The organism is Mesonia aquimarina, assembly GCF_003667275.1.
GTDB classification, from domain to species: domain Bacteria; phylum Bacteroidota; class Bacteroidia; order Flavobacteriales; family Flavobacteriaceae; genus Mesonia; species Mesonia aquimarina.
On sequence record NZ_RCNV01000003.1, the window covers coordinates 103,534 to 126,133 of the forward strand.

The following is a 22,600-nucleotide window of genomic DNA, read 5'->3' on the forward strand; positions in this document are numbered from 1 at the left end:
TGTGAAAACATTTTTTACTAAAATATTGTCTTTCTTTTTAGCAGTTTTAATACTGTTTTCTACCTCTTCTTTTACGGTAGATATGCATTTTTGTTGTAATCAATTGGTAGATATAGCTGTTTGGAACAAAGCAAAAACCTGCACAGAAAAGGTTCAACAGAAAGATTCACCGTTAAAGCAGTGCACTACGTTACAAGAAAAAGACTGTTGTAGTAATGAATCTTTTGTAAAAACTGGAAATGACACCATTAAAAAGGCTAATACAAAACTTGAGGCCGAAACCGTAATTTTCCTTAATACTTTTTTTTACGTTTATGTAAATTTATTTGAAGGGCTTGAAAAAAATATAGTTCCTTTTAAACAATATAGGCCGCCCTTGATATCCAAGGACATACAAACTCTTTACGAGACTTACTTAATTTGATTTTCTTCCTTGCAGATTGAACATATCAATCTGTATCCTCTATTATAGCCAAAGAACATCTTCTGGCTAAATGTTGCTGTACCCAATTCTCAACAACACTATTAACCTTGTACTATTAAGAAAATTCAAACTATTTGGCAAAATGCCTAATAGCAATACATCGATTATTATGAAAGGACCCAAAGAATTTTGGATTAAGAATATGGTCTGTAGCCGCTGCTTAAAAGTTATTAAGCAAGAACTACAAGAATTGGGAGTTACTGTGCTTTCATTAGAATTAGGAAGATTATTGGTAGAAGCACCAAAAAAAACCAGCAATGAAATTGTCGAAGCTGTTACAACTGTGCTTCACGCCAATAATTTTGAAATTGTTCAGAATGAAGAAGAAATGCTCACAGAAAGAATCAAGATTATTCTAATAGAACAATTGCAAGAGCTACCGTTACATATTAAGGTAAAAACATCTGAACTATTGGCTTCAAGACTTCATAAAGATTACAAGACATTGAGCAGATTGTTTTCAGCAAATCAACAGACAACCATTGAAAAGTACTTTATCAAATTAAAAATAGAAAAAGTCAAAGAGCTCATTCAGCTTAAACAACATTCCTTTTCAGATATAGGATGTTTATTGGACTACAGTAGTGTCAACCACCTGTCTAGACAGTTTAAGGAAGTGGTGGGAATGAGTATGACCGATTACAAAAACACAGAAAAATGGAAACGAAATTTCTATGATGAAATTATATAAATAACAACGAAAGTTATGCAGATGAAGTAGCATAAAAACAGATAGCTTTCGTGTTAATTATAATATTAAAAACCCTAAAGCCTGAACTCCCTAAGGCTTGTGTTGATAATCCCCCAATTACAACATAAGCCAGTTCAGGTCTTAAAAAGGCGAGGAATAAACATTAATTAAAATAAAAAACAATGAAAAATCACTGGTTATGGATGGTCCTCGGTTGTGGACTGCCGCTTTTACTCATCTTTTTAGCACCATCTATTGGAATTGGTGGTGGCACCTGGCTTTTTGCATTTATTATAATAATGTTCGCAGTACACTTGTTAATGCCCATGCGGCACGGGAGCCATACGCACGGATTGTCCAATGAGAACTTAAAAAAGAAGGATAAAAAAAAAGAAGGACAACATCACTAAAATTTATGTTATGAAACGAAAATTTCAAATTAATGGTATTAGTTGCGGCGGCTGCATTAGCAGGGTCAAAAAGACATTGGAAGAACATCCAAAGATTGAAAAGGCAGAAATTTTTCTGGCACCAAAAGGAGCTACAATCATCACTATGAAGGAAACGCTTTCAGTAGATGAATTACAAAAACAACTCAGCAACCTTGAGGGTTACACAATTGAAAAACTATAAAAGTAACTTAAAATCAAAAATTATGTTTTTTCACGACGGAAGTTTCGGAGGTATGCACCTGATATGGTGGATTATTTGGATGGCGTTTATCATTTGGATTTTCTTTATCCCAACTGATATCCCATACCAAAAACCAAAAAAAGAAAAGCCATTGGACATCCTAAAAAACAGGTTTGCCAAGGGCGAAATTTCAAAGGAAGAATTTGAGGAATCCAAAAAATTATTAAAATCAGACAACTAACTCAAAACTTTAAAATTATGTATCGATTAAACGTAAAAAAACTCGGATTTGCTTTCGGTCTTACGGCGGCACTAATTTACTTAGGCTGTATGATAGTTATGTCAACAGCAGGTCGAGAAGCCACTATCGATTTTTTCAACAGCCTATTGCACGGTTTAGATACCACAAGCATTATCAGGATGGATGTGCCACTATGGGAAGCTGGTTTGGGAATAGTACAGATATTCATTTTAGGATGGCTAATAGGTGCCTGTATTGCGGCTTTTTATAATGCGCAAATAAAAGTCAAAAAATAAGAGAGTAAAATAAAATTTATGCAATATGTCTGGTTCATATGGTCTCTTATAATTCTTGCTCTTTGGGCAATAATCTATTTGTCAAAAAAGGGGTATAGAAAAGAAATGCTCAAAATGAGCCTTATTACGATGCCCTTTGGTTTAACAGAACCATTATTTGTACCAGAATATTGGATGCCACCTTCCTTATTCCATTTAGCGGAAAGAACAGGTTTTGATATTGAGAGCCTTATCTTCTCTTTTGCCATTGGCGGAATAGGGGCGGTATTGTATAATCTGATATTCAAAAAAGGCTATATAGATATGCCTCATACCGAACGGAGCCACCAAAGACATAAGCTACATATTTATATACTTTTTGTTCCAGCCATTGTATTCGTCATATTTAGTCTTTTCACCACGCTTAACCACATCTATTGTGGCATCATTGCAATGTTTTTTGGTGGTTTGGCAACATTGTACTGTCGCCCAGATTTAAAAGGAAAGATATGGGTTGGAGGAATCTTGTTTACCATACTGTACTTCATTTATTTCGGAAGCATCCTTCCGTTTTATCCGCAATATGTGGAGCTGTACTGGAATCTAGACAACCTGACCCATATTCTTGTTTTGGGAATCCCAATTGAAGAGTTACTGTTCGCTTTCACCTTTGGTATGTATTGGTCTGGATTATATGAACACTTGTATTGGAGAAAACTTATAAAATCGAAAGAAATGTCAACCAACTAAAACATTCAAATTATGAAAATATTATTGGCCATAGATGGTTCAGATTTCAGTAAAGTAGCCATTCACGAACTTATAAAAATGACCCTATCCTCAAATAGTGAAATTCATATTATAAATGTTTATGAACTTCCTAAAACAACCGGTCTGGGATTGCATACTATGGGCGGCAAGATAGGAAATTACATAGAAGAAATTAGAAGTAACGCTCAAAAATTGGGAAACAAAATCGTTTCAGAAGCTTTCGATAAAATCAAGGCCGAAAACAAGGCACTTACCATAACCACAAGTGTTGTTAGTGGCCTGCCCAAAAGTACTATTAATGAAAAAGCAGAAAATTGGGGTGCAGATTTAATTGTAGTAGGCTCTCAGGGTCACGGTGCACTTTCACGCTTAGTATTGGGCTCTGTATCCCAATATTTGACCACAAATGCCAAATGTTCAGTACTGATTGCAAGAGATAGAAATAAAAAATGAAAGAAAAGCAAACACATAGCATTCCGTTGGAATCCACCTGTAAGATAACAGATGAGATATGTCTTCCCGATACTAAATTACCTCGTGTGGTTATCGTTGGTGGAGGATTTGCAGGTTTGGCATTGGTTGAGAAACTGAAACACAAAGAAGTTCAAGTGGTTTTACTCGATAAAAATAACTTCCATCAGTTTCAGCCTTTATTATATCAAGTGGCAACGAGTGCCCTGGAGCCTGACAGTATTGTATTTCCATTCAGAAAACAAATCAATGGCTATAAAAATGTTTTCTTTCGTTTGGCTGAAGTTGAGGAAATTCAACCTGATTCAAATACTATATTGACCAATAAGGGAAGTGTTTCTTATGACTATTTAGTGTTGGCTACTGGCACGACCACCAATTTCTTTGGGATGGATTCTGTGGCCGAAAATAGTTTGGGGATGAAGGATATTCGCGATTCCCTCAACATCCGTCATATGATGTTGCAAAATTTGGAACAGGCAGCTATTACTTGTGATGATAAAGAACGCGACGCGCTGACAAATTTTGTAATAGTAGGTGGTGGTCCAGCAGGCGTAGAAATGGCAGGAGCTTTGGCAGAGTTTTGCAAATACATCCTTCCCAAAGATTACCCAGAGTACCCTTCTTCCATTATGAATATTTATCTAATAGAAGCCATTGATGAGTTGTTAGGCACAATGTCAGACAAGGCATCATCGAAAACCCTCAAATATTTAGAGGATTTGAATGTAAAGGTATTATTAAATGAAGCTGTAAGCAATTATGACGGCAACGAAGTCACTACCAAAAGTGGTAAGACCATTTTGGCTAAAAATCTTATCTGGACGGCTGGCGTAAAAGGACAATTCCCAAATGGTATTGATGAAAAACACATAGTCAGGGGCAACCGGATTAAAACCGATGCTAATTTAAAAGTAGAAGGCTACGAAAACATTTTTGCCATAGGCGATATAGCTGCGCTTATTTCTGAAGAAAGACCCAAAGGGCATCCACAGGTGGCGCAGGCAGCAATTCAACAAGGAAAATATCTGGGTAATTCTATATTAAACCTCATAAATAATAAACCCACACAACCTTTCGAATATAAAGACAAAGGCTCCTTGGCCACTGTAGGAAAACGCAAGGCAGTTGCCGATTTGGGCAAATTTAAATTTGCAGGCTATTTCGCCTGGTTGCTGTGGTCCGTTGTTCACTTGATGTCCATAAGTGGATTTAGAAATAGATTGATGGTTGGTTTTAATTGGGCGGTAAGTTATTTCACTTATGAAAAGAGCAACCGCCTGATTATTAGAAACTTTAAACCGAAATCTTCGGTTAAAAACAGAACAAAATAATTTTGAAATGAAAAACACCACAGATAAAAATAATAAGCTTTCCCTAATAGGTTCCATATCTCTTGGTACAGGCGTAATGATTGGTGCTGGCATATTTGTCCTTATGGGGCAAATAGCAGAGTTGGTGGGTGATCTATTTCCCATTGCATTTATTGCAGGTGCTGTTGTGGTGGGTTTTAGCTCATATTCCTATGTCAAGTTTTCAAATGCTTTTCCATCGTCTGGAGGTGTGGTTAAATTCCTTAACAAATCCTATGGACCTGGAACAACAACAGGGTTTTATTCTTTGCTGATGTACGTATCAATGGTAGTTTCCGAAAGTCTGGTGGCGGGCACTTTTGGAGCATATACGTTGAGACTATTTCCCGAGTCCTATGCAGGTTATGCCTCTACCCTGGGTGTTGGGCTAATTGTTGTTGCTTATATAGTGAACATCCTGGGCAATAAGGTTATTGGTGCCACCGCGACATTTACCGCTATTATAAAGGTAGTGGGAATAGCAATTTTAGCTATTGCCGGCCTTGCAATTTCAGGTTTTGCCGATATTACGGGAAACTATATTCCCAAAAATACTGAGACATTACCACAAGGCTTCGGATTTGTGGCCGCTTTGGCGTTATCTATCCTTGCTTATAAAGGCTTTACCACTATCACGAACCAAGGGGCCGATATTAAAAACCCGCATAAAAATCTTGGTAGGTCTATCGTGTTTTCCATACTTATCTGCACACTGATATATGTAGCCTTGGCATTAGCTGTTGCGGGAGGTTTAAGCATTCCTGAAATAATCGAAGCTAAAGATTATGCCCTTGCAGCCGCCGCAAAACCTGTTTTTGGGGAATGGGGTTCCTGGATTACCATTGGCATTGCCATTATTGCCACGGTTTCTGGGGTCATTGCCAGTATCTTTTCCTCTTCACGCTTGTTGGCAATGCTCAGCAATATGAAACAGGTGCCTTCTTTAACCAAACTTGGTAGCTTAAAAAATCCAGCACTAATATTCACGTCTTCCCTCGCCATTTTACTGACCGTGCTTTTCGATTTGACAAGGATAGCATCCATTGGGGCTATTTTTTACCTTATTATGGATATCGCTATCCATTGGGGGCTGTTCCGTCACCTTAAAAACAAAGTGGTTTTTCAGCCTATCATCCCATTAATAGCCATCGTATTGGACATTGCGGTATTGGCAGCTTTTCTTTATATAAAATATCTGAACGATCCTTTGGTGCTTATCGTAGCAGCGATTGGGATTGTTCTAATACTTGTTGCAGAACGCCTTTTTATGATTTCACACACAGACGATGAAGGTAATATGCCAATGGGAATGGAAACTACGAACAATAAAACATAATTAATAAAAATCAATTTATATGAAAAATATAGCAGTTATAGGATACGGAGTCATTGGAAAAAGGGTGGCAGATGCCATCAACTTACAAAACGATATGAAGCTTTCGGGAGTATGTGATATCATTAGCGACTGGCGAATTCAAAATGCCGTAAGAAAGGAATACGACATTTATGCAGCAACTAAAGATGCTGCTGATAAAATGAAATCTGAAGGGATTTCGGTAAAAGGCGATATGCAGGAACTTTTAAAGAAATCAGATCTTGTTGTGGACTGTACACCCAAAAAAATTGCCGCTCAGAATGTCGTTATCTACAAGGAGCAAAACATCAAATTTATTCTACACGGTGGCGAAAAACACGAAACCACAGGGCATTCCTTTAGTGCAGAAAATAATTACAAATCAGCTCTAAACTTGAATGCGACAAGAGTAGTTTCCTGTAATACTACGTCTATTTTAAGAACCTTGACCGCTTTAAAAAGAGCCGATTTATTGGATTATGCCAGAGGTACACTTTTAAGAAGAGCTACAGACCCTTGGGAAAGTCATTTGGGTGGTATTATGAATACGATGGTTCCCGAAAAAGATATCCCAAGCCATCAAGGTCCGGATGCTAAAAGTGTTGACCCAGAACTGGATGTCATCACCGCAGCAGTAAAAGTACCGCAAACCTTAAGCCATCTGCACTATTGGAATGTGAAATTGAAAAAACAGGCGACAAAGCAAGAAGTGCTAAATGCTTTCAAAACGTCCAGCCGTATTAAATTGATTCAATATGACCAAGGTCTGGTTTCTAACAATACCATTAAGGAAATGTTCTTGGATATGGGAAGGCCTTGGGGCGATATGTACGAAGTAGCACTATGGGAAGATATGCTGAAGGTACAGGGAGACGAACTCTTTTATGCCTACGTGGTCGATAACCAAGCTATTGTAATCCCGGAAACAATTGATGCTATTAGGGCTTTAACTGGAATTGAAACAGATGGTACAAAATCCATAGCCAAAACAAATGAAAGTTTAGGAATCCATTAAATACTATCAAAATGAAAACAGACAAGAATATAGTAGAACTTTTAGGAGAAAAAGCAGACTTCTATTTAGAACACGTTTGTGAAAAAATAACAAAGGATGAATTGCAAGTGCCAAGCAAAAATAGTTTAGAAAAAGTATTTGGCAGTAGCAACAGAAATCCGCAGGTGCTTCGAAGTCTTTCACAATTGTACAACAACGGAAATCTGGGAGGTACAGGCTATTTAAGTATCCTTCCTGTGGACCAAGGTATTGAGCATAGCGCGGCCTTTTCATTCTATAAAAACCCAGATTATTTCGACCCAGAGAACATTATAAAACTCGCCCTTGAGGCCGGTTGTAATGGGGTGGCTTCCACGTTTGGGGTTTTGGGTTTGAATGCCCGAAAATATGCCCATAAAATCCCTTTTATCGTTAAGATTAACCACAATGAACTGCTTACCTACCCGAACAAATATGACCAAACACTCTTTGGTAAGGTAAAAACCGCTTGGGATATGGGAGCAATTGCCGTAGGAGCTACGATTTATTTTGGTTCAGCGGAAAGTAACAGACAACTCAAAGAAATAGCAGAGGCTTTTGAAGAAGCTCATAATCTTGGTATGGCTACCATTTTATGGTGCTATACACGAAATGAAGCTTTTAAAACCGATAAAGAAGATTATCACGCATCGGCCGATGTAACCGGACAAGCCAATCATATTGGAGTAACGATACAGGCAGATATCATCAAACAAAAATTACCAACCAATAATTTTGGTTTCAAAGAGATAGGATTTGGAAAATATGATGATGAAATGTATAAAACCCTTACCACAGACCACCCTATTGACCTTTGCAGGTTGCAAGTAGCCAATTGCTATATGGGTAAAATAGGGCTGATTAATTCAGGTGGTGGTTCCAAAGGCAAATCAGATTTGTCCGAAGCTGTAACAACTGCCGTCATCAATAAAAGGGCTGGTGGCTCTGGGCTGATAATGGGAAGAAAAGCATTTCAAAAGCCCTTTAGCGAAGGCGTGAAAGTATTACAATCTGTTCAGGAAGTTTATTTGGACGATAAAATTAGTGTAGCATAATCAACAGAATGTTTGACACAGAGATAAAATCATTAAAATCACTTAACCACTACCTCCTTAAACTGGTAGAAAGCCGTCTATGGCTTAAAGTAATCATTGCTTTGTTGTTAGGTGTTGGATTTGGTCTGTTATTGAGTCCACAAAATGGATGGATTTCTAAAGAAACAGCAGATATCGCGGGGAATTGGCTGGCATTGCCCGGTGTACTATTTCTGAAACTGGTTCAAATGATTATGATTCCGTTGATTGTGGCTTCCATCATCACAGGAATCGCAAGTAATGATAAGGACAGTTTAAAAAAATTAGGTGGTGGTGTTTTACTATATTTTTTGGGCACAACAATAGTTTCGGTTAGCATTGGTACGATACTATCCCAAATTTTTAGACCGGGTCGTTTTCTTCATAAACAAGCACTAAAAGAGCATAATGAAATTACGGCAGTTTCAACTGATGAACCCGAGCTTTCCTTCGGAGTTGAAACGATTCCTGATGCCATCTCAAACCTGCTTCCTGAAAATCCATTGGCATCTATGGTAAGTGGTGAAATGTTAAGTATTGTGATTTTCACAATCATTATTGGTGTAGCTGTGCTATCTCTTGAAAATGATTTACTGCGCCCAGTAAAGCTGCTTCTAAGTGCCATTCAGGAAGTCTGTATGACGGTGGTAAAATGGTCTATGTTATTAGTCCCTATTGCTGTTTTCGGACTTATGGCGCAGCTTACCTCTAGTGTTGGTTTAAGTTCTCTATCTGGTCTCACCTATTATGTTGGCGTCGTCCTGCTCGGTCTATTACTTTTGGTAATTTTCTATTTAGGGCTAATTGTGCTTCTTGGAAAAGCAAACCCTATGCATTTCTTAAAAAAAATAAGGGACGTTCAATTATTGGCCTTTTCAACCACAAGCTCTGCGGCCGTGATGCCACTTTCCCTTCAAACAGCCGAAGAAGAATTGAAGGTGGACAAGACCATTAGCAATTTTATCATTCCCATAGGTGCAACCGTCAATATGGATGGCACTGCACTTTATCAAACGATAACAACCCTTTTTATAGCCCAAGCCTATGGACTGGAAATGAGTTTACTCAATATTATTGTGGTCATTGTAACTATCGTTGCTGCTTCAATCGGCACACCTGCCATTCCCGGAGGTGGTGTGGTGATACTCGCTTCTGTTTTGGGAAGTGTCGGTATTCCAGCCGAAGGCATCATCATTATCATTGGTGTAGAAAGATTGTTGGGAATGTTCAGGACTGCTGTAAACGTAACGGGTGACCTTACAGCTTGTATGGTTTTTAATAGGTTGTATGGTATAAAAAATACTGAAATTCTTAAAAAAGAAGCTTTATAACTATGGATAGTACTATAAAACATATAGGTGTATTTACCTCTGGAGGTGATAGTCCAGGGATGAATGCAGCCTTGTACGCCATTACAAAAACGGCTGAAGTAAATGGTATAAACGTAAGCGGCTTTCGAAAAGGATATGAAGGATTGATAGACGGTGACTTGGTTCAATTAAAATCACACGAATTACAAAAACTGACCCAAAAGGGTGGCACTATCCTTAAGACAGCCCGAAGCAAACGTTTTCTCGAACTGGAAGGTCGAAAAAAAGCCTTGCAAACTCTAAATGTAAACAAAATAGACGCTTTAATTGCCATTGGTGGTGATGGTACATTTAAAGGATTACTTGCTTTTTCAGAGATATGCGATATCCCATTCATAGGGATTCCCGGAACTATTGATAACGATATTTCGGGTACGGATTACACCCTTGGTTTTGATTCCGCAGTTAACACAGCCATTGAAAATATTGATAAAATAAGGGATACTGCCGAATCCCATAACCGTGTGTTCATTGTTGAAGTAATGGGAAGGGATTCGGGTTACATCGGTATTCATTCTGGATTGATGGTTGGTGCGGACGCCATATTAATTCCGGAGAGCGGTACGGACTTTATTAACCTTTTGGGTAAGGTGAAAAATTACGATAGCGAGGATGCTTTTCTAATCGTAGTTTCTGAAGGTGACGAAATTGGTGCCGAACTTGTTTCTTCAAAAATAAAGGAAGTCAATCCCAATGTCGATTTACGCATAACAAAGCTTGGCCACATACAGCGAGGTGGAAATCCTTCTGCTTTGGATAGAATGTTGGGCATAAGGCTTGGGGTGGAAGCCGTAAAATCGCTTTTACAAAGTAAAAAGAATGTAATGATCGGGATTTTAAACAATCAATTGCACTTAACCCCTTTTAATGAGGTGGTCAAGCAACATCAGGTCAATAAAGAATTGCACGAACTTTTAGAACTATTTGGAACATAAATTATGAAAACAACAATATACAGCACACATAAATTCGATAAGCCTTCCATTGAAAACGCTAATAAAGGAAAACATCAATTGAATTTTCTGGAATTTAGGCTAACAAAGGAAACCGCCTTATTGGCAGAAGGTTCAAAGGCCATAGCACTTTTCTCAAGTGACGGTGCCTCTTCGGAAGTTTTGGATATTTTACACAAACTAGGCATAAAATTTATCGCATTACGTTCGGCAGGTTTCAATCACGTCGATTTAGAAAAAGCAGCTGAATTGAATATAAAAGTGGCCCGTGTCCCAGCCTATTCACCTTATGCCATTGCAGAACATACAATGGCTTTGATACTTGCATTAAACCGAAGACTGATTAAAGCCCACAATAGAGTGCGCGAACAAAACTTCTCATTGAACGGTCTTACCGGTTTCGACCTCAATGGAAAAACCGTCGGCGTTATCGGGACTGGAAAAATTGGGTCTGTATTGGTAAAAATACTACACGGTTTTGGTTGTAAAATACTTGTTCAGGATGTCATTGAGGATGAAAATTTAATCAAGTTTTACAATGTAATCTATACCAATTGTGAAACTATTTGTAAGCAGTCCGATATCATAAGCTTACACGTACCACTAACGTCTTCAACGAAACACTTGATTGATGCAAAACATATTTCATTAATGAAGCAAGGCGTAATGCTTATCAATACAAGTCGTGGTGGATTGGTCGATACCAAAGCTGTTATCGAAGGATTGAAAACTAAAAAAATTGGGTATTTCGGAATAGATGTGTATGAGGAAGAAGAAGGATTGTTCTTTGAAGACCATTCCGATGACATTTTGCAAGACGATGTCATTGCACGCTTAATGACTTTTAATAATGTTTTAATTACCAGTCATCAGGCCTTTTTAACCGAAACTGCATTGACAAATATTGCTGAAACCACAATATATAATCTGGATTGTTTTGAAAAAGGCAAAGTTTCAGGAAACGAAGTTTCTTGATTAAGAAGCAAAAAATAGTAGTAACACTTAAATCTTAAAATTATGAAACGAGTAAAAAATAAAGTAGCCATTGTCACAGGAGGAGCATCTGGTTTGGGAAAATCAAGTGCTAAACTATTGGCACGAGAAGGAGCAAAAATAGTCGTGTCCGATATAGACGAAGAAGGTGGTAAAAAAGTAGTTCAACAAATAAAAGAAGACGGTGGTGAGGCCATATTCATTAAACAAGATGTTGCCAAAGAAGATGAATGGAAAAACGTTATTGAAACTACCCTTGAAACTTATGGGAAATTACACATTTTAGCAAATTCTGCTGGAATAGGGCTCGGAGGAACAGTTGAAGATGTAACCCTTGAAGATTGGAAAAACCTTATAGATATAAACCTAAATGGCACTTTTTTAGGCACCAAATATGGTATAAAAGGTATGAGGAAAACAGATGAAGGTGGTTCCATCATTAACTTCTCTTCCATTGAAGGACTTATCGGTGACCCCAATTTACCTGCGTATAACGCAAGTAAAGGCGGTGTTACCATTTTCACTAAATCTGCCGCCCTACATTGTGCTAAACAAGGCTATGGCATCCGTATCAATTCTATCCATCCTGCTTATATCTGGACCCCAATGGTAGAGAATTTTCTCAAGGCTCAAGGTGACGTAGAAGAAGGCAAAAAACAATTGGAAAGTTTACATCCAATTGGTCATTTGGGAGAACCTGACGATATAGGGTACGGAGTTGTATATCTGGCCTCTGATGAATCCAAATTTATGACCGGTTCCGAACTGGTTATCGATGGTGGCTATACCGCCCAATAAGAAAAACAATAAAACTAAAATTATGAAAAACATACTCGTACCTACCGATTTCTCGAAAAACTGCACTAAAGCAGCAAATCTTGGTATCGAAATAGCCAAACTATACGATGCAGAGATACACTTTTTACATCAAATGACTACCCCTGTTGATTGGGTAAAACTGGATAAACAAAAAGAAAAAAGGTATCCCGAAACTTTAAAGGAAATTGGAGTCGTTAAATCAAAATTGCGGGAACTGGAAAAAAAGGCTGAGCACGAAGGTCTTAAATGTCGAACTTTTCTTCAATTTGATTCGGGACAGAAAGATATTTTAGAACATTCTGGTCATTTCCATCACGATTTCATCGTTACCGGCAGCAGTGGAACCAAAGGTGTCATTAGAGAAATTACGGGTAGTAATGTTGAAAAAATAGTTCGAAAAGCCAATGCACCCATTATCGTTGTCAAAGAAGAGGATGTAACGTTTCCCTTCAAGGACATTCTATTTGTTTCTTCTTTTGAAGAGGATGTCACGCATCCATTTCAAGAAATCTTGTCAATAGCCAAAAAATGCGATGCTAAAATCCATTTGTTACGAGTAAACACAGAAACTGACTTTAATAGCATAGAGCTTGGCTTAAATCCTGTAAAGGAATTTCTTGAAAAATTCCCCAATCTGAAGAACTTCTCAATGAGCGTCCATAATGAGTCTTCCGTAGAGGCAGGCATCAATACATTTTTAAAACATCAGCCCGCAGATTTAATTGCAATGAGCACCCACGGAAAAACGGGATTTTTGAGCCTATTTTCAAAAAGTATTGCCGAAGGTGTTACAAACCATTCTTCTCTACCTGTAATGACCATACATATTAAAAAATGAAAAATCCAATCAACATAGTAAAGTATTCAGGTGATGTGGTAGCCTTTGATGTAGATAAGCTTATCAATTCCTTAAGGCGTTCACAAGCGAGCGAAGAATTAATTCAGCAAATAGTTGAACAAGTCGAAGGTCAACTCTATGATGGAATTACCACAAAAAAAATCTATCAGATGGCATTTAAAATGCTTAAGCGTAAATCTCGTGTAAGTGCCTCAAAGTACAAGCTCAAAAAAGCTTTAATGGAACTAGGTCCAACCGGTTTTCCATTTGAAAAATTAGTAGGCAAACTATTGGCACACGAAGGTTTTGATACAGAAGTTGATGTTATTGTTCAAGGTAATTGTGTACAACACGAAGTTGATGTAATCGCCGAAAAAGAAAACAAACACTATATGATTGAATGCAAATACCATAGCGACCAAGGTAGGTTTTGTAATGTAAAAATCCCATTATATATCCATTCACGGTTTTTGGACGTAGAAAAGCAATGGGAACACCAAAAAGGTCACGAGGCTAAACTTCATAAAGGAGGTGTGTACACCAATACGCGTTTCACAACCGATGCCATTCAGTACGGGAAATGTGTTGGAATGCTTTTAAGCAGTTGGGATTATCCAAGAGGAAATGGTCTCAAGGACAGAATAGATAAATCTGGGCTACATCCCTTAACCGCTTTAACAACACTTACTAAAGCTGAAAAAACAAAATTATTAGATGAAGGCATCGTACTCTGTAAAGAGCTTCACGAAACCCCAAAAATTTTAGAACAAGTAGGAGTGCCAAAATCAAGACACAAAAAGGTTCTCGAAGATTCAAGAGAATTATGTGGAATTCATTAGAGCACTACTTAAATTTTTAATCTAAATAAATAGGACAAATGAAAACAGAAGAACTGAAAGAACAGAACCGTATAGATTTAGAGCCATTTTACCAAGCATTGGAAGATGATTCTAAACTACTTGAAGAAGCCCTCGAAATATTATTGGGTATGGTACACTTCGAGCCTAAATCCGTAAAGAAGTTGGCACTCGTAATAAAAGAGGATTCCCGCAATCTATATAACGAAATAGCGGAATTGAGCAAATCGAACCAAGACAAAGGAAATACGCCTTCCTGTTGTGGTGGACATTAATAAATACTATAACGATGAAAAACAAAAAAATAAACATCCACTTTTTGGGAGCGGCAGGCACCGTGACTGGCTCAAAATATTTGGTGGATACAGGAGATAGAAAGATACTTATAGACTGTGGCCTCTTCCAAGGGTTAAAGGAATTACGCCTTAAAAACTGGGAGTACCCACCTGTTAATGTAGGTGATATTGATGCTGTTTTGCTTACCCACGGTCATATGGACCATACAGGTTATTTACCCAGATTGGTAAAACAAGGCTTCAAAGGGCCCATTTATGGTACGAATCCTACTTTGGACATTGCAAAAATCATTTTGAATGATAGTGCAAAAATACAGGAGCAAGAAGCCGAACGTGCCAATAAGGAAGGCTATTCCAAACATAGTCCCGCAGAACCATTATACGATTTAAAGGATGTAGAAAAAACTATCCCACACTTTAAAGGAATTCCACAATCACAATGGATTCCGTTATTTGATGGTATTAGGGCTCGCTTCCAATACAACGGACATATTCTGGGTGCAACCTATATTGAGTTGGATGTGCACGGAAAACGTTTTGTCTTTTCAGGAGACATTGGTAGAACCAATGATTTATTGCTCTATCCACCCCTTAAACCAAAAAAAGCGGATGTGCTTTTCATTGAATCCACTTATGGTGGAAGGTTTCATCCCGATGAAATAGAAGCACTTCCGCAGATTGAAAAATTGGTCAATGACACTATCAATAGAGGTGGAAGTCTTTTTATTCCAAGTTTTTCGGTAGAACGCGCCCAACTGATGATGGTGATTTTTTGGAAATTATTGAAAGAGAAGAAAATCCCAAAAGTACGAATGATAATGGACAGCCCAATGGGCGCTAGTGTATTGGAATTGTTTCATCGCACAAGGGACTGGCACAGACTAGATGAGAATGAATGTGACGAAATGTGTTCACACTTTACTGTCGTGAGCAGCTATCGCGAGACTATGGAATTACGAACCGATAACAAACCAAAAATTGTGATTGCAGGAAGCGGAATGCTTACTGGCGGAAGAATGCTCAACTATCTCGAAACCCAAGCACAAAATTCAAACAACACTTTGCTCTTTGTGGGTTATCAGGCCGAAGGTACTCGGGGAAGAAAATTATTGGAAGGTGATAAGGAATTGAAAGTGTACGGAAAATGGGTGCCGTTTCATATGGAAGTTGCAGAAATTGAAGGGCTTTCGGCACACGCAGACCATAAAGAACTTATAGAATGGATGGGCAAAATAAAAAATACGCCAGAGCGCATTTTCATAGTACACGGTGAAAAAGAAAGTGCGGAAGCATTGCAAAAAGGCATCAAGGAAACTTATGGGTGGGATGCAGAAATTCCGCAATTATACACTATCGAAGAAATAGAATAAATCGAAAAATCACAACAACCAATAAAATATGGACACACACTCAAACATATTAAAATATAAACATCTCGGAATCTATACCCAAAACGAAAATGTAGTGTATATGCGCGAAGATTGCCACGTCTGTATTTCAGAAGGGTTTGAGGCACTTACCCGAATAAGAATATCCAATGCAAATACATCAATCGTAGCAAGTCTTAATGTCCTGAATTCTGATATTCTGTTGCCTAATGAAATCGGACTATCAGATGCTGCTGCGAAAAAACTCAATGTTTCCCCAAACGATACATTATATGTTTCCCATTTAGAGCCTATTGAATCCTTAAGCCACGTCAGGGCAAAAATCTATAACAAAAAACTGGATTATAAGGCCTATAACAACATCATAACCGATATCGTGGAAGGCGATTATTCCAACATCCACCTTTCGGCATTTATTACTGCCTGTGCTGGCGACCGAATGGATATTGATGAAATATCCGACCTAACGAAAGCAATGATTGCTTCCGGAAAGCAACTGAACTGGAACAAGGATATCGTGGTCGACAAACATTGTATTGGCGGATTGCCTGGCAATAGGACAACACCATTGGTAGTTGCCATTGTTGCCGCGTATGGGCTTACTATGCCAAAAACATCCTCACGGGCAATCACTTCGCCAGCAGGCACAGCAGATACAATGGAAGTACTGACCAATGTTACGCTCTCTTCCGAGGAAATAAAGACCGTAGTAGAAAAAGAAGGCGGATGTTTTGTTTGGGGCGGTACAGCGCAGTTAAGTCCTGCCGATGATGTGCTCATTAAAATTGAAAAAGCCTTGGATATTGATAGCGAAGGTCAGCTCATCGCTTCAGTACTCTCTAAAAAGGCAGCAGCTGGTTCTACTCACGTGGTCATTGATATTCCCGTGGGAGAAACCGCCAAGGTTCGCAGTACCGAAATGGCAGAAAAACTAAAAAATCATATGGAAACCGTTGGAACTGCTGTTGGGTTGAATGTAAAAGTTGTAGTTACGGATGGCACGCAGCCTGTTGGAAGGGGTATCGGTCCAACTTTAGAAGCCATAGATATATTAAAAGTTTTGAAAAATGAGGAAGATGCACCTAAAGACTTAACAGAAAGAGCATTGCTTTTAGCTACTGAACTATTAGAACTTTCTGGAAAAGTAGAAAAAGGAAAGGGACAGGAAACCGCACATAAAATTCTCAAATCTGGAAAAGCATATGAAAAATTCGTAGCCATTTGTAAGGCGCAAGGTCAATTTTCAAAACCAGTTTTAGCACCTTATAAAATTGAAATTAAAGCTGAAAAGTCAGGCGTTTTGCAACGAATTGATAACCGTAAAATTGCAAAACTGGCCAAGCTTTCTGGAGCACCACAATCTAAATCGGCAGGGATTCTTCTAAATGTGCATTTGGGAGAACAAATCGAAGAGAACCAACTGCTTTATACCATATATGCTGAATCCAAAGGTGAACTTAATTATGCCTTGGAATATGAAAACAACCATAACGACATCATAACTATAAATTAAAGAACATACTATGAAAACAATATTATTCAGTCTTCCCGGAAATGAAGAACTCACAGAACTAATGGCTACAAAAATGGATGCTGAAGTGGGTCAAGCCACATTAAGGAAATTCCCTGACGGGGAATCATACACGCGCATATTGTCTGATGTTAAAGATAAATGTGTGGTACTGGTATGCACCTTGCACGAACCGGACGAAAAACTGTTGTCACTATATTTTTTAAGCCACACAGCCAAATCATTAGGAGCTATGTGTACCTGTTTGGTAGCACCCTATTTGGCGTATATGCGGCAGGACAAAGTATTTAATGAAGGAGAAGGAGTGACTTCCGGTTTCTTCGGAAAATTGATTTCTGGTTTCGCCGATAGCATTACCACGGTTGACCCTCACTTGCACAGAATTAGTTCGTTGGGAGAAGTGTATCAAATTCCAAATAAAGTGATTCACGCTGCCGACGCAATTTCAGAATGGATTAAAGAAAATATCGAAAACCCGGTACTTATCGGACCTGATTCTGAAAGTGAACAATGGGTATCAGAAGTCGCCAAAAATGCAGGAGCACCATTTACGGTATTACAAAAGGTGCGTCACGGTGACCGTGATGTAGAAGTCTCTGTTCCCGATGTGGATATATATAAAGATGCTACACCCATTTTGGTAGATGATATTATTTCCACAGCCCGAACAATGATTGAAACCGTACAACATCTTAAAAAAGCAGGAATGAAACCACCTATTTGTGTAGGCATTCACGCCGTTTTTTCAGGAAACGCCTATCAAGATTTATTGGATTCCGGAGTAGAAAAAATAGTGACTTGTAATACCATCCCACACTCTTCAAATGGAATAGATTTAAGTGATATTATGGCAAAAGAGGTAAAAAAATTAATGCACCATATATGAGAAAACAAGGCTTTATAGTACTAATCACTTTATTCAGCATCACAATGACTGGACAAACTGAAATGCTCATTGGGCAGATTTCAGGCAGAGTTGTTATTCGGGAAAACTTTGATAAAGAAGGTGATTTTCTCAATAAACAAACTTTTGAAGCTGGAGAAACAATAAAGGAAAATGGATATTATGAAATAAAGGTAGTTACAGAATTGTTTGATAAAGACAAAAAATTGACCGATAAATACACCACAACCTATCGTTGCAAGCCTGATGAAGCAAGTGTAGTGGTAATGGCTTTCCCGTTTTCCAATCCAAAATCAAAGAAAACAGAAATCAACACCACTTCAAAGAAATTTAAAGAACTATACAATTTGGATAATCTGAAAAATATTGAATTGGAAATGAGTTTTGACTCGGGCTTGTTGAATTTTTTCGGTTCAAAAAGCATCATAAAAATTTACGATCGAAAATTAGAAGCTGGCAAAAACACTATTAAATCAAAAATAAATATTAAGGCCTATGCCTGGGGTATTCGCATCAAGCAATTCAATTATACTGTTATTGAAAAATTAAATGAAAAAGGATTATTGACTTTTCAGAAATTTTCAGAAGCAGATAACAGCTATTTTACAATAAACTATAAATAAAGACAGATGAAAAATTACGATACACTTTCTGAAGCCATAAACGATTTACAGGGAAATGGCTATACATATGATTTTAACCTAAAACCAGAATGTTTGGAGTGTGCCTCACTAAAAATTGAAATACACCCAGAAGATTTTAATGTTGACGAGATGCATCGTTTTGAGGGTATGAGCAGTACCGACGATAATAGTGTGCTTTATGCTATTTCATCAAAAAATGGAATTAAAGGACTTTTGGTAGATGCCTATGGCGTCTATGCCGAAAACATTTCGGAAGCTATGAGAAAAAAATTACGATAACACTTAAACAAGACAATAATGGAAAATCACGAACACCACAATCACGATGAAATGGACCATTCTAAAATGGACCATTCGAAGATGAAACACAAAAAAGAAGACCATTCTAAAATGAACCACAAAGGTGGAGACCATTCTGGCCACAATCCAGGGCACGGAGAACACGGGCACGACCATCATAAAATGATGATTGCCGATTTTAGAAAACGGTTTTGGGTAACCCTTGTACTTACTATTCCCATACTGTTCTTCTCGCCGATGATTCAGGACTTTTTTGGATATGAGTTTTTGCTTCCCGGAAATCCATATATCCTTTTTGCACTTTCCACAATCGTATATTTCTATGGTGGTTGGCCATTTTTAAAAGGATTCTGGTCTGAAATCAAAAAAGGTGCGCCAGGAATGATGACCTTGATTTCTATGGCAATTTCTGTAGCTTATTTTTATAGCACCGCGACCGTATTTGGCTTAAGAGGCGAAGACTTTTTCTGGGAGCTATCAACACTTATAGCCATAATGTTGCTTGGTCATTGGATAGAAATGAAAAGTGTGTTAGGTGCGTCAAAAGCTTTACAGTTACTGGTAAGTATGATGCCTGCGGAAGCGCACAGGGTAAAAGGCGACATCATAGAAGACATCCCTCTTGAAGATTTACTAAAGGATGATGTGATTTTGGTTAAACCAGGTGAAAAAGTTCCTGCTGATGGGATTATAGTAGACGGTTCAAGTTACCTGAACGAATCTATGCTTACAGGCGAATCCAAACCTGTAAAAAAAGATGAAAACGATAAGGTTATTGGTGGTTCGGTAAATGGTAACAGTACCTTAAAAGTAAAGGTTGAGCATACTGGAAAAGATAGCTATCTCAACAAGGTCATCAAAATGGTCGAAGAAGCGCAAAAAACCAAATCCAAGATGCAAAATCTTTCAGACAGGGCTGCAAAATGGTTAACCTATATCGCTTTGGCTATTGGTTTTGGAACATTAGCGGTATGGCTGATTTTAGGCTTTCCATTTGTCTATGCTTTAGAAAGAATGGTTACCGTTATGGTCATTGCTTGTCCACACGCATTAGGTCTTGCCATACCACTTGTGGTTGCTATTTCTACTGCTGTTTCAGCTCAAAACGGGTTATTAATTCGAAATAGGACAGCTTTTGAAGAATCCCGAAAAATATCAGCTTTATTGTTTGATAAAACGGGAACATTGACCAAAGGCGATTTTGGCGTTACTCGAATTGAGTCTGTTAGCGAAACTTATTCATCTGAAGAAATTTTAAGGCTTTCGAGTGCATTGGAACAAAGTTCGGAACATCCTATCGCCGTAGGTATTATTAAAAAAGTCAAAGAAGATAATATGACCATCCCAAAGCCTGAAAACTTTAATGCAATTACAGGTAAAGGCGTTGAGGCCAATGTAGAAGGTAAGCAAGTAAAAGTGGTTAGTCCTGGTTTTTTAAGGGATGAAAAAATCACTATTCCTGAAGATGCTTATAGTGACGCTGCTGAAACTGTTGTATTTGTATTAATTGAAGGACAACTAGCAGGATACATTGCGCTTGCTGATGAAATAAGACCTGAATCTGCGGAAGCTATAAAAATATTTAAAAAGAATAATATCAAAGTTTTGATGGCAACAGGAGATAACGAAAAAACAGCCAAAGCTGTAAGTGATAAGCTTGGCTTGGATGGTTACTATGCTGAAGTGCTGCCACATCAAAAGGTAGAAATTGTAGAAGAGTTACAGAACAAAGGCGATTTTGTAGCGATGACGGGCGATGGTGTAAACGATGCGCCTGCACTTGCAAAAGCTGATGTTGGTATTGCCGTTGGTTCCGGAACAGATGTGGCTGCTGAAACTGCCGATATTATTTTGGTAAATAGCAATCCACAGGATATTGCCAATCTAATTCTATTCGGAAAAGCGACCTATAACAAAATGATTCAGAATCTAATCTGGGCTACGGGATATAATGTAGTGGCTATTCCTTTAGCAGCTGGCGTACTATATTCTTCAGGCTTTGTTTTAGGACCTGCCGTTGGAGCTGTATTTATGAGTTTGAGCACCATTATAGTGGCCATTAATGCACAATTGTTAAAAAGAAAAATCGGTAAAAAATAAATGGAAAGAAAAGAAAAACTCAACAGGATATTTTTAATCCTGTTGAGTTTATTTGTAGTGATGTTGGGCTATGGTATATTATTGCCAACCCTTCCTTACTATACCGAAAGATTAGCTTTAAAAGACAATCTTGATACCGATTTAATCAACTTCCATATTGGACTGCTTACAAGCATTTATCCATTATTTCAATTAATTTTTGTTGTGGTATGGGGAAAGCTTTCAGATAGATATGGACGTAAACCAATTATATTAATCGGTCTAATTGGGTTTGTTATAATGCAATTGCTTACTGGTCTAGCAACATCTTTGACAATGCTATATATTGCTCGAATATTTGGAGGTATTTTTACGTCTTCAGTTATTCCTGTTAGCAACGCATATTTAAGCGACATTACTTCAGAAAAACGGAGAACCAAAATAATGGCCTGGTCTGGTGTTGCTATTAGCTCTGGTGTTATTTTTGGCCCTGTCATTGGTGGCTTTCTGTCTCAAACTGACCTTCATTTAAAATATACGATAGGTCTGCTGCATTTAGACCGATTTTCAGTACCCTTTTTGTTTGCCGCTCTTCTAGGACTTATAGTCTTATTTGTAGTAGCAAAATGGTTAAAAAACACCACTCGCGTACATACGTTCACAACACAAAAAGCGAGCTTGCGATTCACATTTACCAAATATTTTGTCGTATTACTGGGTCTGTCGTTTGTCATCCAATTTGTAGTAACGCTGTTTGAAACTGTCTTTTCAATATATGGGAAAGATGAATTAGGATTTAACAGTAACCAAATAGGTATTGGTTTTATGCTATGTGGTTCAATAATGGCTGTTTTACAACCTTTGTTCGCTACTTACGGAGAGAAGTTTTTATCCACAAAGAAACAAATTGCATTAGGGTTGTTTATATCTGGATTATCCTTAATTGTCTTTCCCTTTTTTAAGAATGAATACTTGGTATATGTGTTAATCGTTGTTTTCGCTGCTGGAGGTGCTATGGTAACCCCAAATTTACTTTCTGCGGTCTCATTAATATCAAAGCAAAATACTGGCAGGAACATTTCTATTCAGAGCTCTACTAATAGCGTTGGTCAAATTCTAGGGCCTGTTTTAGGGACTTGGTTACTCGCAGGTGGTTTTTACTACCCTTTTATAATTGCTGGCAGCATTGTCTTGGCTGTTATTGGTTTTTTATTCTTTTTCAAAAATCCACCATAAAAAAATAAGCACAT

At 37.9% G+C, this 22,600-nt stretch carries 26 protein-coding genes; all 26 read left to right on the forward strand.

The window, feature by feature from the left end; translation table 11 throughout:
- Position 1 precedes the first annotated feature (1 nt).
- On the forward strand, positions 2 to 424 hold the full coding sequence (locus tag D9R05_RS05905; RefSeq protein WP_121666308.1) for an HYC_CC_PP family protein: 423 nt from the start codon (positions 2 to 4) through the stop codon (positions 422 to 424).
- Between the two features lie 169 nt (positions 425 to 593).
- Positions 594 to 1,175 carry a helix-turn-helix domain-containing protein gene (locus D9R05_RS05910; protein WP_121666309.1) on the forward strand — a complete coding sequence of 194 codons (582 nt, stop codon included), beginning with the start codon at positions 594 to 596 and terminating at the stop codon, positions 1,173 to 1,175.
- Positions 1,176 to 1,357: 182 nt separating this feature from the next.
- The gene (locus D9R05_RS05915) at positions 1,358 to 1,585 is read left to right on the forward strand and encodes a hypothetical protein (RefSeq protein WP_034892122.1); all 228 of its coding nucleotides are present in this window, start codon (positions 1,358 to 1,360) and stop codon (positions 1,583 to 1,585) included.
- 10 nt (positions 1,586 to 1,595) lie between these two features.
- Positions 1,596 to 1,808, forward strand: coding sequence for a heavy-metal-associated domain-containing protein (locus tag D9R05_RS05920; RefSeq protein ID WP_027884438.1), 213 nt, complete (start codon positions 1,596 to 1,598; stop codon positions 1,806 to 1,808).
- Between the two features lie 22 nt (positions 1,809 to 1,830).
- The gene (locus D9R05_RS05925; RefSeq protein ID WP_121666508.1) at positions 1,831 to 2,049 is read left to right on the forward strand and encodes an SHOCT domain-containing protein; all 219 of its coding nucleotides are present in this window, start codon (positions 1,831 to 1,833) and stop codon (positions 2,047 to 2,049) included.
- Between the two features lie 17 nt (positions 2,050 to 2,066).
- Entirely contained in the window at positions 2,067 to 2,345 is a 279-nt protein-coding gene (locus D9R05_RS05930) for a DUF5676 family membrane protein (protein WP_041579015.1), read from the forward strand.
- Between the two features lie 18 nt (positions 2,346 to 2,363).
- Positions 2,364 to 3,074, forward strand: coding sequence for a lycopene cyclase domain-containing protein (locus tag D9R05_RS05935; protein ID WP_121666310.1), 711 nt, complete (start codon positions 2,364 to 2,366; stop codon positions 3,072 to 3,074).
- Positions 3,075 to 3,086: 12 nt separating this feature from the next.
- A complete protein-coding gene (locus D9R05_RS05940) occupies positions 3,087 to 3,548 on the forward strand; it encodes a universal stress protein (RefSeq protein WP_121666311.1) in 462 nt (153 codons plus the stop codon).
- Positions 3,545 to 4,900, forward strand: coding sequence for an NAD(P)/FAD-dependent oxidoreductase (locus D9R05_RS05945; protein ID WP_121666312.1), 1,356 nt, complete (start codon positions 3,545 to 3,547; stop codon positions 4,898 to 4,900). Before D9R05_RS05940 ends, D9R05_RS05945 begins: the two co-directional genes overlap by 4 nt.
- Positions 4,901 to 4,907: 7 nt before the next feature.
- Positions 4,908 to 6,254 (forward strand): APC family permease, encoded by a 1,347-nt coding sequence (locus D9R05_RS05950; RefSeq protein ID WP_121666313.1) that lies wholly within the window; start codon positions 4,908 to 4,910, stop codon positions 6,252 to 6,254.
- A gap of 19 nt (positions 6,255 to 6,273) precedes the next feature.
- Complete coding sequence (locus tag D9R05_RS05955) at positions 6,274 to 7,287, forward strand: type II glyceraldehyde-3-phosphate dehydrogenase (protein ID WP_008616413.1); 1,014 nt, start codon at positions 6,274 to 6,276, stop codon at positions 7,285 to 7,287.
- An 11-nt stretch (positions 7,288 to 7,298) separates the two neighbouring features.
- Positions 7,299 to 8,360: a class I fructose-bisphosphate aldolase gene (locus D9R05_RS05960; RefSeq protein ID WP_008616411.1), complete on the forward strand. Its 1,062-nt coding sequence runs from the start codon at positions 7,299 to 7,301 to the stop codon at positions 8,358 to 8,360.
- Between the two features lie 8 nt (positions 8,361 to 8,368).
- The gene (locus tag D9R05_RS05965; protein ID WP_121666314.1) at positions 8,369 to 9,709 is read left to right on the forward strand and encodes a dicarboxylate/amino acid:cation symporter; all 1,341 of its coding nucleotides are present in this window, start codon (positions 8,369 to 8,371) and stop codon (positions 9,707 to 9,709) included.
- 2 nt (positions 9,710 to 9,711) lie between these two features.
- Positions 9,712 to 10,683 carry an ATP-dependent 6-phosphofructokinase gene (locus D9R05_RS05970; RefSeq protein ID WP_085767724.1) on the forward strand — a complete coding sequence of 324 codons (972 nt, stop codon included), beginning with the start codon at positions 9,712 to 9,714 and terminating at the stop codon, positions 10,681 to 10,683.
- 3 nt (positions 10,684 to 10,686) lie between these two features.
- On the forward strand, positions 10,687 to 11,676 hold the full coding sequence (locus D9R05_RS05975; protein WP_121666315.1) for a 2-hydroxyacid dehydrogenase: 990 nt from the start codon (positions 10,687 to 10,689) through the stop codon (positions 11,674 to 11,676).
- Positions 11,677 to 11,718: 42 nt separating this feature from the next.
- Positions 11,719 to 12,492, forward strand: a complete 774-nt coding sequence (locus D9R05_RS05980) for an SDR family oxidoreductase (RefSeq protein ID WP_009778885.1) — start codon at positions 11,719 to 11,721, stop codon at positions 12,490 to 12,492.
- Positions 12,493 to 12,514: 22 nt separating this feature from the next.
- Positions 12,515 to 13,351, forward strand: a complete 837-nt coding sequence (locus tag D9R05_RS05985) for a universal stress protein (protein WP_117159490.1) — start codon at positions 12,515 to 12,517, stop codon at positions 13,349 to 13,351.
- Positions 13,348 to 14,190, forward strand: coding sequence for an ATP cone domain-containing protein (locus D9R05_RS05990; RefSeq protein ID WP_121666316.1), 843 nt, complete (start codon positions 13,348 to 13,350; stop codon positions 14,188 to 14,190). Before D9R05_RS05985 ends, D9R05_RS05990 begins: the two co-directional genes overlap by 4 nt.
- Before the next feature lie 38 nt (positions 14,191 to 14,228).
- On the forward strand, positions 14,229 to 14,483 hold the full coding sequence (locus tag D9R05_RS05995; protein WP_009778882.1) for a hypothetical protein: 255 nt from the start codon (positions 14,229 to 14,231) through the stop codon (positions 14,481 to 14,483).
- Positions 14,484 to 14,497: 14 nt separating this feature from the next.
- Positions 14,498 to 15,874, forward strand: coding sequence for an MBL fold metallo-hydrolase RNA specificity domain-containing protein (locus D9R05_RS06000; RefSeq protein ID WP_121666317.1), 1,377 nt, complete (start codon positions 14,498 to 14,500; stop codon positions 15,872 to 15,874).
- A gap of 28 nt (positions 15,875 to 15,902) precedes the next feature.
- Complete coding sequence (locus D9R05_RS06005) at positions 15,903 to 17,405, forward strand: thymidine phosphorylase family protein (RefSeq protein ID WP_008616398.1); 1,503 nt, start codon at positions 15,903 to 15,905, stop codon at positions 17,403 to 17,405.
- Positions 17,406 to 17,415: 10 nt separating this feature from the next.
- A complete protein-coding gene (locus D9R05_RS06010; RefSeq protein ID WP_008616396.1) occupies positions 17,416 to 18,309 on the forward strand; it encodes a ribose-phosphate pyrophosphokinase in 894 nt (297 codons plus the stop codon).
- Positions 18,306 to 18,950: a hypothetical protein gene (locus D9R05_RS06015; RefSeq protein ID WP_075327073.1), complete on the forward strand. Its 645-nt coding sequence runs from the start codon at positions 18,306 to 18,308 to the stop codon at positions 18,948 to 18,950. Before D9R05_RS06010 ends, D9R05_RS06015 begins: the two co-directional genes overlap by 4 nt.
- A 6-nt stretch (positions 18,951 to 18,956) precedes the next feature.
- Complete coding sequence (locus D9R05_RS06020; RefSeq protein WP_008616393.1) at positions 18,957 to 19,250, forward strand: hypothetical protein; 294 nt, start codon at positions 18,957 to 18,959, stop codon at positions 19,248 to 19,250.
- 18 nt (positions 19,251 to 19,268) lie between these two features.
- Positions 19,269 to 21,371 (forward strand): copper-translocating P-type ATPase, encoded by a 2,103-nt coding sequence (locus D9R05_RS06025; protein WP_121666318.1) that lies wholly within the window; start codon positions 19,269 to 19,271, stop codon positions 21,369 to 21,371.
- The gene (locus D9R05_RS06030; RefSeq protein ID WP_121666319.1) at positions 21,372 to 22,586 is read left to right on the forward strand and encodes an MFS transporter; all 1,215 of its coding nucleotides are present in this window, start codon (positions 21,372 to 21,374) and stop codon (positions 22,584 to 22,586) included.
- Positions 22,587 to 22,600 lie beyond the last annotated feature (14 nt).